Below are 15,242 nucleotides of genomic sequence, written 5' to 3'. Positions count from 1 at the left end.
TCCTTCCCTTACCGTTCGAGACGCCGCCGCAAGCCGGAGGCCTTACGCTGTCCTCAGCCTTCGTAGGTGTCGGCCACCATACGGTCCAGCAGACGCACGCCCCAACCCACCGGGCCGTCCGGCACGGTGGGACGCGTGGACTTCGAGACCCATGCCGTCGGGGCGATGTCGATGTGGGCCCACGGCGTGCCGTTGACGAACCGCTGCAGGAACAGGGCGGCGGTGATCGAACCGCCGTCGCGACCGGCCGAGTTCTTCACGTCGGCGTTCACGCTGTCCATGATCTTGTCGTACTGGGGCGGCATCGGCATGCGCCAGACGTTCTCGTTGACCTTCGGGCTGGCGGCCAGGATGGCGTTGGCGACCCCGTCGTCGTTCGAGAAGACGCCCGCATAGTCCAGGCCCAGCGAGATGATCATGGCGCCCGTCAGGGTGGCCAGGTCGATCATCATCTTCGGCTTGAAGCGATCCTGCGTGTACCAGAGGGCGTCCGCCAGAACGAGGCGACCCTCGGCGTCGGTGTTGATCACCTCGACCGTCTGACCGGACATCGACTTGACGATGTCGCCCGGACGCTGGGCGTTGCCGTCAGGCATGTTTTCGACCAGGCCCAGCACGCCCACCGCGTTGACCTTGGCCTTGCGGCCCGCCAGCGCGTGCATCAGCCCGGCCACGGCGGCGGCGCCGCCCATGTCCCAGATCATGTCTTCCATGCCGGCGGCCGGCTTGATCGAGATGCCGCCGGTGTCGAAGCAGACGCCCTTGCCGACGAAGGCGATCGGCGCGTCGCCGGCCTTGCCGCCGTTCCACTGGATCACGGCCAGTTGGCTTTCACGCACCGAACCCTGACCGACGCCCAGCAGGACGTTCATGCCCAGGGCTTCCATTTCCTTCTCGCCGAGGATCTCGACCTTCAGGCCCAGACGCTCCAGTTCCTTCACACGGCGCGCGAACTCGGCCGGGTAGAGGACGTTGGCGGGCTCGGCGACCAGATCGCGCGAGAAGTAGACGGCGTCGGCGACGGCGTTCAGGCCTTCAGCGGCGGCATTCGCTTCGGCGACGTCCTTGGTGACGATGCGGACGGTCTTCACCGACGGGATCTTGTCCGGCTTTTCCTTGGTCCGGTATTTGTCGAACCGATAGGCGGCCAGGCGCACCGCGAAGGCGGCGCGGGCGGCCTCGGCGCCCGACAGGTGGCCCAGGTCGATCGTCAGCGTCTCGACGCCCGACAGCTTCACGGCGTTGTAGGCGGCGCCGGCGGCGGTCTCCAGCGCCAGGTCGTCGAACTTGCCCGTCTCGCCCGCGCCGACCAGAACGATGCTGTCGGCCTCGACGCCCGCCGGAGCGGCCACGACCAGCGAGGAGTTGGCCCCGCCGGTGAAGCGGCTCGTGCCCATCGCCTTGGTCAGGGCGCCGCCGGTGGCGGCGTCGTGCGAACCGCCCTCTCCGGCCAGCACGCGGCCGTCGTTCACGAGAATGGCAAGAGCGCCGGCAGCGCCGGCTTCGGCGACGAAATCGATCTTCATGTAACGCAGACTCCAGCCGGGATGGTAATCCCGGTCATTGAACCGTGGGTGGCCACACCTGCCATTGTCGGCGGCGCGCCCGGATGTGTATTAGATGCGCCGCAACGACCGCGCCCGCAACCGGGTGATTTTCATCGCCCGCATGACCCTGATCCAACGCTACCTTTTCCGACAGATCAGCCTGCCCGTCCTGGCGGCCTGCGGTTCGCTGGTCGGAATCGGCCTGCTGAGCCAGAGTCTGGACCAGCTCGAGGTCATCGTGGAACGCGGCCAGAGCGTCTGGGTCATGCTGAAGCTGACCCTGCTGGCCGTGCCGCAACTGTTCGCCGTCATCCTGCCCATCGGCCTGTTCGTCGGCGCCATCATCGCCCTGACCCGGCTGCAGCGGGAACAGGAACTGACCGCCGCCTACGCCAGCGGCATGTCGCGCTGGCAGATGATCGCCCCCTCGGCCCGGCTGGCCATCGCCATCGCCCTGGCGGCCCTGGCGACCAATGTGGTGATCCAGCCTTGGGCCCAACGCGCCTCGCGCGAACAGGCGTTCGAGATCCGCACCGACCTCGCCGCCCTGCTGGTGGAAGAAGGCCGCTTCGTCCAGGGCCCCAACGGCCTCACCGTTTATGTCCAGCAGATCGAGCAGAACGGCCTGCTGAAGAACCTTTTCATCTACGTCCAGGAAGGCGACAAGGTCACCACCTGGGACGCGGCCGAGGCGCGGTTCGGTCGCGTGGACGGCCAGCCCGTGCTGACGATGAACCAGGGGTCCTGGCAGCAATACAGCTCACAGGGCGTGCTCCAGCAGCTGTCGTTCGATCGGTGGGTGTTCCAGCTCGCCCCCTACGTCAGCAATTCGGAACGCATCCGCTACAAGCCCGCCGATCTCTGGATCACCCAGTTGTTCAACCCGACACCCGATCTCGTCCGCGACACCGGCCCGCGCGGTGAACTGCTGGCCGAGGCGCACAGCCGCCTGTCCTCGCCGCTCTACGCCCTGACCGCCATGGCCATGGCGCTGGCGGCGATCATGGGCGGCGCCTTCAGCCGGACCGGCTACGGCATGCGGATCGCCAAGGCGTCCGCCGCCTTCCTGCTGGTTCGCATCTTCGGCTACGCGATCGTCGCGGCCAGCGCCTGGAACGGCTGGCTGAACATCTTCCAGTACCTCCTGCCCCTCGCCGCCACCGCCCTGGCCCTGCGTCTTCTCTTCCGCGCGCTGAAGCCGCGCCGGTCGTCCGGCTGGTCGCCGCTGGCCCAGTTGAAGGCGAGGTTCGCATGACCCGGCTCGCCTCCCTCGCCGATGCGCCCCGTCACATCCTCAGCGCCCTGCGTCTGGGACGGATCGAGCGCTATGTCCTGATCCAGCTGGCCCGCTCGCTGGGCGTCGCCCTGGCGGTCATCGCCGCCCTGGTCATGCTGATCGACTTCGTGGAGATCTCGCGCGGCCTGGGGTCGGACACCGATCTGTCGGGCCTGCGCATCCTCGGCCTGATGCTGATGAAGTCGCCGGCGGTGATCGTTCAACTTCTGCCCTTCGTCTTCCTGTTCGGCACGCTGGGGGCCTTCGTCGGTCTGAACCGGCGTTCCGAACTGGTCGCCATGCGCGCGGCGGGCGTCTCGGCCTGGCGGTTCGTCCTGCCGGCGGCCGGCGCCGCCCTGGTGCTCGGCATCCTGACTGTCACCGTCGTAGGCCCCCTCGCCGCCTCGGGCGACGGCCTGTTCCAGCGCGAGCGTCAACGCATCTCCGGTTCCATCGTCAGCGGCGACGAACAGGAAGCGATCTGGCTGCGCGAAGGCGACGGTCCGCGCCAGATGGTCATTCGCGCCGGTCGCCAGGATCGCGCGAACGCCCGCCTGCTGGACGTGACCTTCTTCATCTACGCCACCGACCCTGACGGCCGTCGCGCCTTCACCGAACGGATCGACGCTCCCTCGGCCGGCCTCAGCGCCGGTCGGTGGCGGCTGATCGACGCCGTGGGCGCACAGACCGGCCAGCGCGCGGTCCGCTACGCCACCCTCGACCTGCCGTCGAACCTCGCCGACGAGGAGGCCTTCGAACGCTTCGCCCGGCCCCAGTCGACGCCCTTCTGGTCCCTGCCCGGCCAGATCAAGCGGATCGAGGACGCCGGCTTCTCGTCCACCGCCTATCGGCTGCGTCTCCAGACCCTGTTGTCCACGCCCCTGGCCTTCGCGGCGATGACGATTCTGGCCGCCGCCTTCTCGCTCAGGCTTATGCGGTTGGGCGACCTGGCGCGCATGGCCGTGGCCGCCGTGGTGCTGGGCTTCGCCTTCTTCTTCCTCAACCAGTTTTCGGCCGCCATGGGCTCCGCCGAGGTCGTGCCGCCCTTCGTGGCGGCCTGGTTGCCGGCGATACTCACGGCGCTCGCCGCCTTCACCTTGCTGTTCTATACCGAAGACGGCTAAGCGGACCCCGGCGGGGGCCTGAAGGAACGGTTGGATTGATGCGGGCTGAAGGCGCCGTCTCTCGCAAGAACGCACGACGGGCTCGCCTGCTGGCGGGAGCCGCCCTCTTGGCCTGTGCGCCGTTGTCGGCCTTCGCCCAGACCACGCCGGCGGCCCAGCCCGCCCCGGCCGTCTCGGACGGTCTTTCGCCTGACTCCATCTACATCGAGGCCGATCAGGCCGGGCGTCAGGGCGACGTCATCAGCGCCACCGGCGAGCGGGACCGCGTCTACGCCCGCTTCCAGGGCCACACCCTGCGCGGCCGCGCCGTCACCTACGATCTGAGCCAGGGCATCGGCACGGCCGACGGCGACGTCGAACTGATCGACCCGGCCCGGAACACCGTCTTCGCCAGCCACCTGGAGCTCGATTCGGACCTGCGGGCCGGCGTCGCCATCGATTTCGCGACCCGTCTGGAGAACGGCGCCAGCCTGATGGCCGCCACCGCCGTGCGCCGGTCCGAGAACGTCAACGAGCTCAACTACGCCCTCTTCACCCCCTGCCCGATCTGCGACGAGGACGGCGAGCCCAAGACCCCAAGCATCTCCATCCAGGCCGAAAAGGTGGTCCAGGACGAGGACCTGCACGCGGTCCTCTATCGCAACGCGGTGTTCAAGGTGGGCGGGGTGCCGATCTTCTGGACGCCCTTCTTCGCTCACCCGGACCCGACGGTGGACCGGGCCTCGGGCCTCTTGGTTCCGATCATCAACTATGACAAGGGGCGCGGCGTGTCGGTCGAGACGCCCTATCTGAACGTCATCTCCCCGTCCGAGGACTGGCTGTTCAGCCCGCAGTTCAACACCCGGGTCCTGCCCTTCCTGAACCTGCAGTGGCGCCGTCGTTTCGAGAACGGGACCATCGTCGCGCGCGGCGGCTATACCTACGCCCAGAACTTCGGCAATTTCGACCTGAACGGCGACGGGCAGGCCGAGTCGAACGTCGACTTCGGCGACCGCACCAGCCGCAGCTACATCCTGGCCCACGGCAAGTTCGATCCCGACGGGCCCTGGCGGTTCGGCTTCACCGCCGAACGGACCTCGGACAAGACCCTGTTCGACCGCTACGACGTCATCAACCCCTATCAGGACAACGGCCTCTACTACGGCGACCAGCGCCGCCTGATCAGCCAGGTCTACGCCGAGCGCCAGACCGAACGGTCCTACGTCTCGCTCGCCGCCTTCTCGATGCAGAGCCTGCGCGTCGCCCGATTCAACGACGTGACCCCGGCCCTGAACGAGTTCGAATCGGACGGCACGCTGCCGCTGGTCGCGCCCCTGATCGACGCCCGCTGGGAACCGGCGAGCGCGGTGCTGGGCGGTCGTCTGCGCCTGCGCGGCTCGGCCGCGTCTCTCTATCGCGACGAGTATTTCGGCAGTCCGGTGCTGCGTCCCGAACTGCTTCCGACCGGCTCGACCCTGGGTCTGCCCGGCGTCGACAGCCGCCGCGTGACCGGCCAGATCGACTGGCGTCGGACCTTCACCTCGGCCGCGGGCGTCCGGTACGAGCCGTTCGTCGATGTCCGGGGCGACATCTATTCGGTCGGCGACCTGCCGCCGGTTCTGGGCCTGTCGGACGAAACCATCACCCGCAGCCGGGCCACCCTGGGCCTCGACGTCAGCTATCCCCTGATCCGCCGCCTGAGCGACGGCGCCGACCTGATCGTCGAGCCACTGGGCCAGATCTCGGTCTCGACCGACCCGGACCTCGATCCGCGCATCCCGATCGAGGACGCCCAGACGCTGGAGCTGGACGAGACCTCCCTGTTCCGCATCGACCGCTTCCCAGGCTACGACCTGATGGAGGGCGGGGTTCGCGTCACGGCGGGCGTTCGCACCACCCTGCGCTGGGCCGAAGGTCGCAAGGCCAGTCTGTTCGTCGGCCGCAGCATGCGCGACGCCGAGGAAGACGCCTTCCGCATCCCGATCCCGGACGCTCCGACCAAACTCTACGATCCTTCGGGTCTTGCGGCCCAGACGTCGGACTGGGTGGTCCAGGCCAGCTTCCAGCCCTCGGACCGGATCCGGGGCTGGGGTCATGCGACCGTGGACGGTTCCGGCGACATCCGCCGCGCCGAAATGGCCATCGACGGGCGCTGGGGCCGCCGCAATCTGGCGACCGCCACCTACATCGTCGATCGCTCCAACCCACTGGCTGGACCGTCGAACCGCAATTACGAATTCGTCCAGCTGGCGGGCCAGCAGTTCGTCGCCGGCAACTGGGGCGTCGCGGTCGCGGGCATCGCCGATCTGGAGCGCGACCTGATCACCCGGTCCGAGGTCGGGGTCGTGTTCGACGACGACTGTTTCCGCGTCGAGATCGGCTACCGCCGCGACAACACCCGCATTCGCCCCACCGGCCCGGCCGAGGGCATCTATTTCCGTCTAAACCTCGCCACTTTTGGAGGGTCAGGCTATGGATCAAACGGCTTGCGTTAGGCATGACGCGTAAAGGCGTGCGCCGACCCGGTGGGGAACCGGGCAAAGCAGGCTCGAAGGAACCAGGACTGACCATGGGTTTGATGCGTATTACGACCGGGGTCGCGATGGCCGCGCTGGTCGCGGGCTCTGCGATCGCCCAGACGGCTTCGACGGGCCAGGCCGCCGGCACGCTGGACCCCGCCGCGGAACAGGCTCCCGCCACCGCCGCGCCGGCCGCCGCCGAGTTCACCCTGGCCGACGGCATCGTCGCCACGGTCAACGACCAGATCATTACCGGCTTCGACCTGCGTCAGCGCATGCTGGCCATCATCGCCATGAGCCAGGTCCAGCCGACCGAAGAGAACATCCCCGCCATCCAGCAGCAAGCGCTGCAGGCTCTGATCGAGGAACGTCTCCAGGCCCAGGAGATCGCCAAGTACGAGACCCTGAAGATCCCCGACGACGAAGTGAATCGGGAAATCGCGGCCATGGCCCAGGAAGCCGGCACCTCGCCGCAGAACTATATGGCCTTCCTGGCCCAGGGCGGCATTCGCCCGGAAACCATGCGCGCGCAGCTGCGCACCGAGATCGGCTGGCGTGAACTGGTCAGCGGCCGCTTCAACAGCCGCGCCCGCGTCAGCCGCGCCCAGGTCGAGCAGAACCTGCGTCAGCTGACCGAAGCCGCGTCCAAGCCCCAGTATCTGATCGGCGAGATCTATCTTGAGGCCAACCGCGTCGGCGGCCAGCAGGCCGCCATGAACGGCGCCGAACAACTGGTCGCCCAGATGGTCCAGGGCGCCGCCTTCCAGAACGTGGCCCGCCAGTTCTCGGCCGCGCCGTCGGCCGCGCGCGGCGGCGATGCCGGCTGGATCGTCCAGGGCACGGTTCAGCCCGCGCTTCAGGCCGCGCTCGATTCGCTCCAGGTCGGCCAGCTCTCGCGTCCCATCCCCGTCGATGGCGGCGTCTACATCATCTACATGCGCGACAAGCGCGCGGGCGCCGCGACCAGCCTGGTCACCCTGAAACAGGTGATGGTCGAACTGCCCGAGACGGCCACGACCGAACAGGTCGCCGCCGCGACCCAGCGTCTGGAAGCCATCCGCCCCAGCCTGACGTGTGACAACATGCTTCAGCGTGCGACGTCGGAAGCCGGTCTGCTGGGCTCCGACCTCGGCGAAAGCGACGTGGCCAACCTGGCGCCCCAGTTCCAGCAGGTCGCCCGTTCGGCCGAGGTGAACACGGTCTCCAATCCGGTTCGCACCCCGCTGGGCATCCACCTCCTGGCCGTTTGCGGCCGTCGGGTCGGCGGCGTCGACGTGCCGACCTATCAGGAGGTCGAGGGTCGTCTGCGGAACCAGAACCTGGCCATGCTGGCGCGCCGCTACATCCGCGACCTGCGCGCGGACGCCCTGATCGAAATGAAGTGATCGGGTGGCGGTCCCGCCACTTGTCCTGACCCTCGGCGAACCGGCAGGCGTCGGCGCGGAGATCATCGCCAAGGCCTGGACCGCGCTGAAGGATCAGGCGCCGTTCGCGGTCATCGGCGACATGCGGCTGCTGGAGGCCCAGGGCGTGCCCGTGCGCGAGATCGGGGACGTCGCCGACGCGGGGATGTTCTTCGGCCGTGCCCTGCCCGTCCTGAACCATCCCGCTCCGGCGCCCATCGAGGCCGGCAAGCCCGATCCGCGCAACGCCGGGGTCGTCGCCGACTGGATCGAGCGCGCCGTCTCCCTGGCCCTGATGGGAGAGGCGTCGGGTGTGGTCACCGCCCCTATCGCCAAGGCCCCGCTCTATGCCGCCGGCTTCCGCTTCCCCGGCCATACCGAGTTCATCGCCGAACTGACCGCCGACGCCCCTTATCCGGGCACGCGCGGGCCGGTGATGATGCTGACGGCGAAAGACCTGCGGGCGTGTCTGGTCACCATCCATGTGGCGCTGGATCAGGTGCCCGAGCTGGTGACCGAGGAACGGGTCGCCCGAACGGCGCGGGTGGTTCACGAGACCCTGCGTCGCGATTTCGGCATCGCCCGGCCCCGGCTGGCGTTGGCCGCGCTGAACCCGCATGCGGGCGAAGGCGGGGCGTTGGGGCTGCAGGAGATCACGGTGCTCAAGCCCACGGCCGAGGCCCTGCGGGCGGAAGGCATCGACATCACCGATCCCCTGCCCGCCGACACGATGTTCCATGAGGACGCGCGGGCGGGATATGACGCCGCCCTCTGTCTCTATCACGACCAGGCCCTGATCCCGGTGAAGACGCTGGACTTCTGGGGCGGGGTCAATGCGACGCTCGGTCTGCCGGTCATCCGCACCTCGCCCGACCACGGCACCGGGTTCGACATCGCCGGCAAGGGCATCGCCCGGCCCGACAGCCTGATCGCGGCCATCCGCCTAGCCTCGGAGATGGCGGCGAAGCGCGCAAGAGCTTGATCGCTTTTGGGAGGGACCGCTTCGCGGTTCCGACAGAAGCGTGAATCAAGCTCTCGCTTTGATTCTGGAGCCTGATCGGCTGAAGTAGAATCGCGAAGCGATTCTACTTCAGCCGATCAGGCTCTAGGGCTAACAGGCCCTTGTGACCGACCTCCCGACCCTCCGCGAATCCCTCGAAGCTCATGGCCTCCTGGCCAAGAAAAGCTTCGGCCAGCATTTCCTGCTGGACCTCAACATCACCCGCAAGATCGTGCGGCTGGCGGGGCCGTTCGAGGGGCGGGCCGTGATCGAGGTAGGGCCCGGTCCCGGCGGCCTGACGCGGGCCATTCTGGAAAGCGACGCAGGCAAGGTCGTCCTGATCGAGAAGGATCACCGCTTCCTGCCTCTGCTGGGCGAGCTGGATACGGGCGACGGCCGCCTGAGCATCGTCGAGGGCGACGCCCTGAAGGTGGATCAGTCCAAGCTGGTCGAGGGACCCACGCACATCGTCTCCAACCTGCCCTACAACGTCGGGACGCCGCTGCTGATCGACTGGCTGACCGGGGCGTGGACGCCGGTGGCCATGACCCTGATGTTCCAGAAAGAGGTGGCCGAACGCATCGTGGCCCAGCCGGGCGACGACGCCTATGGCCGTCTGGCGGTGATCTCCCAGGCCGTGGCGGAGGCGAAGATCGTCATGCACCTGCCCGCCGCCGCCTTCACCCCGCCGCCCAAGGTGGCCTCGGCCGTGGTCCACGTCGTGCCGCGCGCGGACCGGCCGGATCCTCAGACCCTGAAGCGGCTGGAGCGGGTCACGGCGGCCGCCTTCGGCCAGCGGAGGAAGATGCTGCGCTCCAGCCTGAAGCAGCTGGGCGGCGGCGCCCTTTGCGAGGCGGCGGGGATCGACCCGGACGCGCGGGCCGAAACCATCGACATCGACGGCTTCCTTAAGCTGGCGAAGGCCCTGGCCTAGACCTGATGGCGATACAGGGTCGTCAGGCGCGAGACCGGCAGCCAGCCCCACAGCCGATTGACCGCCACCCCCTCGGCCGTCGAGCGGTCGATCAAGGTGTAGGTCACCGTGGTCTTGAACGGCATCGTCCGTCCTTTGCCCACCGTCTGGTCCGAGGCGAAGGACCAGACGAAGCTGCGGCCCACCTGTCCGCCCTCGGCCACGATGCCGTTGTCGACGTCGCGGGCGACGTAGCGGCCGGGGTCGCGGCTCAGGATTTCCCAGGCCTTCTGGACCGTCTCGCCGTCCTCGAAGACGACCGTCTGGGTCATCCGGGCGCGCGCCTCGTCCGCCTGGCCGCCGCCGGAGACGGTATAGCGGCGCAGCACCTTGCCGAAGGCGTTGCGGATCTGTCCTTCGCCGCGCCAGGGCTTCCAGAAGAAGACGTGGGGCTCGAACGCCGACGGTCGGGCCTTGGCCGGCTCAAGATCGAAATTGTCGAACGGGAACATGCTACTCAGTTCAGAAGCCGCTCGCGGGATTCGAGTCCAGCCACATGATTGACGACGTCGCCGCCATGGCCCCACCTCAAGAGACGATCGAGCCTTTTCGCGCCATCACCATCAGCCGTCTGGCGCATGAGCTGAAGGCCCAGGGCCGCTCCGTCATCCACATGGAGTTCGGCCAGCCTTCGACCGGCGCGCCGCCCGCCGCCATCGCCGAGGCGCATCGGGTGCTGGACATCGACGGCATGGGCTACTGGGAGAGCGCCCCGCTGAAGGCCAGGATCGCGCGGCTGTACCGGGATCGGTATGGCGTCGAGGTCTCGCCCGACCAGTTGCTGCTGACCAATGGGGCGTCGCCGGCCCTGGTTCTGGCCCTGTCCAGCCGGTTCGAGCCGGGCGACCGGATCACCATGGCCCGGCCGGGCTATGTCGCCTACCGCAACACGGTGAAGGCCCTGAAGATGGTCCCGGTCGAGATCGGCTGCGGACCCGAGGAGCACTACCAGCTGACGGCCGCCGCCCTGGAGGCGCTGGAGCCCGCGCCGGCGGGGGTCATCATCGCCAGCCCGGCCAACCCGACCGGGTCGATCATTCCGCCCGAGGAGTTGGCCGCCATCGTCGCGGTCTGCCTGCGGCGCGGCATCGTCATCGTCTCCGACGAGATCTACCACGGCCTCAGCTACACGGGCCGGACGCCCTCGGTGCTGGAGTTCGCGCCCGAGGCCTTCGTCATCAACAGCTTCTCGAAATACTGGAGCATGGCCGGGTGGCGACTGGGGTGGCTGCTGGTCCCGCCGGGGCATATCGAGCGGGCCAAGGCCTTCATCGGCAACCTGTTCCTGACCCCGCCGTCGCTGAGCCAGCATGCGGGCCTCGTCGCCATGGACCAGACCGAGGTGCTGGAGGGTCATATCCAGACCTATGCGCGGAACCGCGACCGGATGCTGGCCGCCCTGCCCTCGCTGGGTCTGAAGTCGATCGCCCCGCCGGACGGGGCCTTCTACATCTGGGCCGATATCGGCCATCTGACCGACGACAGCGTGGCCTTCTGCGAGCAGTTGCTGCGGGACACCGGGGTGGCGACGGCGCCGGGCGTGGACTTCGATCCGGTCGACGGGCATCGGTTCATGCGCTTCAGCTTCGCCGTCTCGACGCCGGAGATCGAGGAGGCGCTGAGCCGGATCACGCCGTGGTTCGAGAGCAGGTCAGCCTGACCGGAATTGGACTCTGAAGAACCGAGTCCAAAGAGTGCAACTCTTGAACTTCAATGCGTTGCCGGAAGCACCTCCTTGCACTCCGAAGCTCGCGTTGGACTCCGCTCCGGCTGGCGCTAGTCTCTCGTCGAACAGGGAGCCCCCGATGGCGAAGCTGATCTATGGTCTGAACCAGTCGCTGGACGGCTATGTCGACCACGACCGCTTCGGGCCGGACGCGGTGCTGTTCCGCCATTTCATCGATCACATGGGCCGGGTCACGGGCAGTCTGTACGGCGGGCGCATGTACGAGATCATGCGTTACTGGGACGAGGACCGGCCGGAGTGGGACGAGGCCCTTTGGGAGTACGCCCACGCCTGGCGCGCCGCCCCGAAATGGGTCGCCTCCCGGTCGCACGCGTCGGTCGGGCCGAACGCCACCCTGCTGACCGGCGACCTGGAGACGGCGGTGCGGACGCTGAAGGCCGAACAGGAGGGGGAGATCGAGGTGGCGGGACCGGCCTTGGCCGCGCTTCTGACCCCGATGGGGCTGATCGACGAATACCAGATCTATCTGCACCCCGTGGTGCTGGGCAGGGGCACGCCCTTCTTCAAGGCCGCCCGGCCGCCGCTGCGGCTGGCGGGGAACGAGCCCATCGGCGATTCGGTCGTACGGCTGACCTATATTCCCGCCTGAAGCATGCGGAACAGCCGTGCGGCTGTCGCAGATCCGCGTTAGGCTGAAGCCCATGCGCGTCTCGTTGATCCTGTTCGGTGCGGCCCTGGGCCTGATGACAGCGGCGCCGGCGAGCGCCGCGCCGGACGACTGCGTCTGGACCTCACGCCTGACCAATCCGCGTCTGCCGCTGGGTCGGCTGCGCGACCTGCCGTCCGGAATGGTCTGTCCGGCGGCCTTGGCGGCCCCGGCTCCGGGTGCTCCGGTCGCGGAGCCCGTCGCCACGCCGGTGACCGTGGTTGTGCTGCACGAGATCCGGGTCCGGCCATCCCAGGTGATCATCGAACCGCCGGAAATCCATTTCGTCGACGAACTGCCTCCCGCAGAGGCGCCGCCCGCCGCCGAACCGACGCCCTAGACGTCCTCGGCCAGCAGGGAGGCCTGGTAGCCGCGCACCCAGATGTTGCGGAACCGGCGGCTGCGTTCGGCGTGATAGATGTGGGCCAGCTCGGCGTAGGAGCGGTCGAAGTCGTCGTTGACGAAGACATAGTCGAACTCCGAGCAGTGCTCGATCTCGCCCTTGGCGTTGGCGATGCGGCGCTCGATCACCTCCGGCGCGTCCTGCGAGCGGGTCACCAGGCGGCGACGCAGTTCCTCCAGGCTGGGCGGCAGGATGAAGACGCGGACGGCGTCCTCGGGGCATTTCTCGGCGATCTGGGCGGCGCCCTGCCAGTCGATGTCGAACAGGACGTCACGGCCCTCGCTGAGGGCCTTGTCGATGGGCGCGCGGGGGCTGCCGTAGCGGTTGCCGTGGACGTCGGCCCATTCCAGGAAGGCGTTGTCGTCGATGCCCTGCTGGAAGGTTTCGGGACTGACGAAGTGATAGTCGCGATCCGCCACCTCGCCCGGCCGGATGCCGCGCGTGGTCATCGACACCGACAGTTGCAAGCCCCCGTGGTCGGCCATCAGGCGACGGCACAGGGAGGTCTTGCCCGCGCCCGAAGGGCTGGCGACGATCAGGAGGACGCCCCGGCGGGGCGTGCGGTCATTCGACATTCTGCACTTGCTCTCGAAGCTGCTCGATGACCGCCTTGAGGTCGAGGCCCGTGGCGGTCAGGGCCGTCGTAGCGGATTTCGAGCAGAGGGTGTTCGCTTCGCGCATGAACTCCTGCATCAGGAAGTCCAATTTGCGGCCGGCGGGCGGTTGTTCGAGCAATGCGCGCGCCGAGGCGACGTGGGCGGTCAGCCGGTCCAGTTCCTCGCGGACATCGGCCTTGGTCGCGAGCGCCGCCGCCTCCAGCACGATGCGGTCTTCCAGGCCGGAAACGTCGGGGGCCAGTTCGGCCATGCGACGGGCGAAGCGGTCGCGGACGGCGGCGGTCTGTGCGGCGGCCTCGGTCTCGGCGGTGGCGACCAGGGTCTCGATGCGGGCGACGAAGTCCTCGATCACGGGACGAAGCTGGGCACCCTCACGTTCGCGGGAGGTCTTCAGGGCGTCCAGCGCCTGTTCGACCGTGGCGGCCATGGCGGCCTCGATGGGGGCGCGGGCCTCCGCGTCGTCGGTCTCCTCGTCGGCGTCCAGAACGCCGCGCAGGGCCAGCAGACCGTCGGCGGAGGGCGGGGTCGCCCCCTCCATGGCCAGCTGGTTGGCGAGGTCGAGATAGCGGGCCAGCACCGCCTCATTGACCTTCAGGGTCGAGGCGTCGCCACCGGCCTTGCGGGCCTGAACGCCGACCGTGACCTGGCCCCGGCTGAGGCGGGCCTGACCGGCGGCCTTGGCGAGGCGTTCGAGGTTGTCGAAGCCGTTGGGGCCCCGGAAGCGGACTTCCAGATTGCGGCCGTTCACCGAGCGGGCCTCGACCGACCAGGTCCAGCCGTCCAGCGCCCCATCGGCCCGGCCGAAGCCTGTCATTCCGGACAGAGCGGTCATTGGTTGGCCGGGGCGCGCTGGGGCGTCAGGGCGCCCGGCGCCTGCATGGTGATGACGGATTCGCCGGTCAGGGGCGGCGGGGCGGCCTCTTCGGTCGCGGCCGCACCCGGCGGCGGCGCGCCCGGAACCACGCCGGGCGGCAGGGCCTCGGCGGGCGGGGCCTTGCCGGCCTCGATGGCGCGCCAGCGGGAGACGTTGGCCAGATGCTCGGCATAGGTCCGGGCGAAGGCGTGGCCGCCCGTGCCGTCGGCGACGAAGAACAGGTCCTGGGTCGTCGGCGGGTTCAACACGGCCTCCAGCGACTGGCGGCCCGGGTTGGCGATGGGCGTCGGCGGCAAGCCGTCGATCAGATAGGTGTTCCAGCCCGTGTCGCGTCGCAGCTCCGACAGGCGGATGCCACGGCCCAGCGGACGGCCCTTGGTGATGCCGTAGATGATGGTCGGATCGCTCTCCAGCCGCATGCCCAGACGGATGCGGTTCGAGAAGACGGCGGCCACGCGCGGACGCTCGCGCGCCACGCCGGTTTCCTTCTCCACGATGGAGGCCAGGATGACGGCTTCCTCCGGCGTGCGGACGACGGTGTTGGGGCCGCGCCTGGCCCAGAGTTCGGCCAGGTTCCGCTCGGCGTCGCGCTGCATGCGGGCGATGACGGAGGCGCGGGTCTCGCCGCGGGAGATCTCGTAGGTGTCGGCCCAGAGGGAGCCTTCCTCGGGCACCGCGTCGATGGTCCCGGTCAGGATGGTCTCGCCGTTCAGGATGCCCACGGCCTGGGCCGAGGACCAGCCCTCGGGGATGGTCACGAAGTGGCGCACCACCCGGCCGTCGGTCAGGAGTTGGATCACGGTCTTCAGCGAGGCGCGCGTGGGGACCTCATACTCCCCGGCGCGCAGGCGGCGGTCGGCCCCGGTCAGGGTGGCGGCGGCCTTGAACATGTCGACCGAGCGGATGACGCCCGCGTTCTTAAGAGTCGCGGCGATGGCGGAGACGCCGGACCCGCTGGGCAGGGTGACGACGGTCGTGTCGCCCTGACGCGCCGTGGGTCCGGGCGAATAGTAGACGCTCCAGGCCCAGGCCAGGCCCGCGATCAGGAACAGGCTGAAGGTCGCCGACGCCGCAAGCAGCGCCACCACCAGACCCTTGCGTTTCGGCTTCGGCGCCCCCTCGCCTTTCGCCACG

The 15,242-nt window shown here is 68.7% G+C and carries 14 protein-coding genes; 9 read left to right on the top strand and 5 right to left on the bottom strand.

Annotated elements, in window-relative coordinates:
• Positions 1-53: 53 nt before the first annotated feature.
• On the bottom strand, positions 54-1,526 hold the full coding sequence (locus ACETK8_RS07800; RefSeq protein ID WP_374038941.1) for a leucyl aminopeptidase: 1,473 nt from the start codon (positions 1,524-1,526) through the stop codon (positions 54-56).
• A gap of 94 nt (positions 1,527-1,620) precedes the next feature.
• Between ACETK8_RS07800 and ACETK8_RS07795 the strand changes: the two genes are divergently transcribed.
• The 6 genes from ACETK8_RS07795 to rsmA all read left to right on the top strand — a co-directional run bounded on the left by ACETK8_RS07795 (position 1,621) and on the right by rsmA (position 9,782).
• Positions 1,621-2,802 (top strand): LptF/LptG family permease, encoded by a 1,182-nt coding sequence (locus tag ACETK8_RS07795; protein ID WP_374038940.1) that lies wholly within the window; start codon positions 1,621-1,623, stop codon positions 2,800-2,802.
• Positions 2,799-3,947: an LPS export ABC transporter permease LptG gene (lptG, locus tag ACETK8_RS07790; RefSeq protein ID WP_374038939.1), complete on the top strand. Its 1,149-nt coding sequence runs from the start codon at positions 2,799-2,801 to the stop codon at positions 3,945-3,947. Before ACETK8_RS07795 ends, lptG begins: the two co-directional genes overlap by 4 nt.
• Before the next feature lie 38 nt (positions 3,948-3,985).
• A complete protein-coding gene (locus ACETK8_RS07785) occupies positions 3,986-6,421 on the top strand; it encodes an LPS-assembly protein LptD (RefSeq protein ID WP_374038938.1) in 2,436 nt (811 codons plus the stop codon).
• A gap of 83 nt (positions 6,422-6,504) precedes the next feature.
• On the top strand, positions 6,505-7,830 hold the full coding sequence (locus ACETK8_RS07780) for a peptidylprolyl isomerase (protein ID WP_374038937.1): 1,326 nt from the start codon (positions 6,505-6,507) through the stop codon (positions 7,828-7,830).
• A 4-nt stretch (positions 7,831-7,834) separates the two neighbouring features.
• Positions 7,835-8,830, top strand: a complete 996-nt coding sequence (gene pdxA / locus ACETK8_RS07775) for a 4-hydroxythreonine-4-phosphate dehydrogenase PdxA (RefSeq protein WP_374038936.1) — start codon at positions 7,835-7,837, stop codon at positions 8,828-8,830.
• A gap of 142 nt (positions 8,831-8,972) precedes the next feature.
• Positions 8,973-9,782, top strand: a complete 810-nt coding sequence (gene rsmA, locus ACETK8_RS07770) for a 16S rRNA (adenine(1518)-N(6)/adenine(1519)-N(6))-dimethyltransferase RsmA (RefSeq protein ID WP_374038935.1) — start codon at positions 8,973-8,975, stop codon at positions 9,780-9,782.
• Here rsmA and ACETK8_RS07765 read toward each other — a convergent pair.
• Entirely contained in the window at positions 9,779-10,273 is a 495-nt protein-coding gene (locus ACETK8_RS07765) for a DUF3833 family protein (RefSeq protein ID WP_374038934.1), read from the bottom strand. The two genes, rsmA and ACETK8_RS07765, sit on opposite strands and share 4 nt — an antisense overlap.
• Before the next feature lie 44 nt (positions 10,274-10,317).
• Between ACETK8_RS07765 and ACETK8_RS07760 the strand changes: the two genes are divergently transcribed.
• The 3 genes from ACETK8_RS07760 (at position 10,318) to ACETK8_RS07750 (ending at position 12,554) form a co-directional block, all read left to right on the top strand.
• Complete coding sequence (locus ACETK8_RS07760) at positions 10,318-11,481, top strand: pyridoxal phosphate-dependent aminotransferase (RefSeq protein WP_374038933.1); 1,164 nt, start codon at positions 10,318-10,320, stop codon at positions 11,479-11,481.
• A 145-nt stretch (positions 11,482-11,626) separates the two neighbouring features.
• A complete protein-coding gene (locus ACETK8_RS07755; RefSeq protein ID WP_374038932.1) occupies positions 11,627-12,157 on the top strand; it encodes a dihydrofolate reductase family protein in 531 nt (176 codons plus the stop codon).
• A gap of 52 nt (positions 12,158-12,209) precedes the next feature.
• On the top strand, positions 12,210-12,554 hold the full coding sequence (locus tag ACETK8_RS07750) for a hypothetical protein (protein WP_374038931.1): 345 nt from the start codon (positions 12,210-12,212) through the stop codon (positions 12,552-12,554).
• On the opposite strand, the gene gmk is transcribed toward ACETK8_RS07750, so the two are convergent.
• Genes gmk through mltG form a run of 3 tightly spaced genes read right to left on the bottom strand, consistent with a single transcriptional unit; the run spans position 12,551 to position 15,241 of the window.
• Positions 12,551-13,192, bottom strand: a complete 642-nt coding sequence (gene gmk / locus ACETK8_RS07745; protein ID WP_374038930.1) for a guanylate kinase — start codon at positions 13,190-13,192, stop codon at positions 12,551-12,553. The two genes, ACETK8_RS07750 and gmk, sit on opposite strands and share 4 nt — an antisense overlap.
• Positions 13,182-14,066 carry a YicC/YloC family endoribonuclease gene (locus ACETK8_RS07740; protein WP_374038929.1) on the bottom strand — a complete coding sequence of 295 codons (885 nt, stop codon included), beginning with the start codon at positions 14,064-14,066 and terminating at the stop codon, positions 13,182-13,184. Before ACETK8_RS07740 ends, gmk begins: the two co-directional genes overlap by 11 nt.
• Entirely contained in the window at positions 14,063-15,241 is a 1,179-nt protein-coding gene (gene mltG / locus ACETK8_RS07735) for an endolytic transglycosylase MltG (RefSeq protein ID WP_374038928.1), read from the bottom strand. The genes ACETK8_RS07740 and mltG overlap by 4 nt, the downstream gene beginning before the upstream one ends.
• Position 15,242 lies beyond the last annotated feature (1 nt).

The sequence above is a fragment of the Brevundimonas staleyi genome, from assembly GCF_041893865.1.
In the GTDB taxonomy this organism is placed as follows: Bacteria; Pseudomonadota; Alphaproteobacteria; order Caulobacterales; family Caulobacteraceae; genus Brevundimonas; species Brevundimonas staleyi.
Note: the sequence above shows the minus strand (reverse complement) of the source record. Positions and strands in the feature narration are given on the sequence as shown.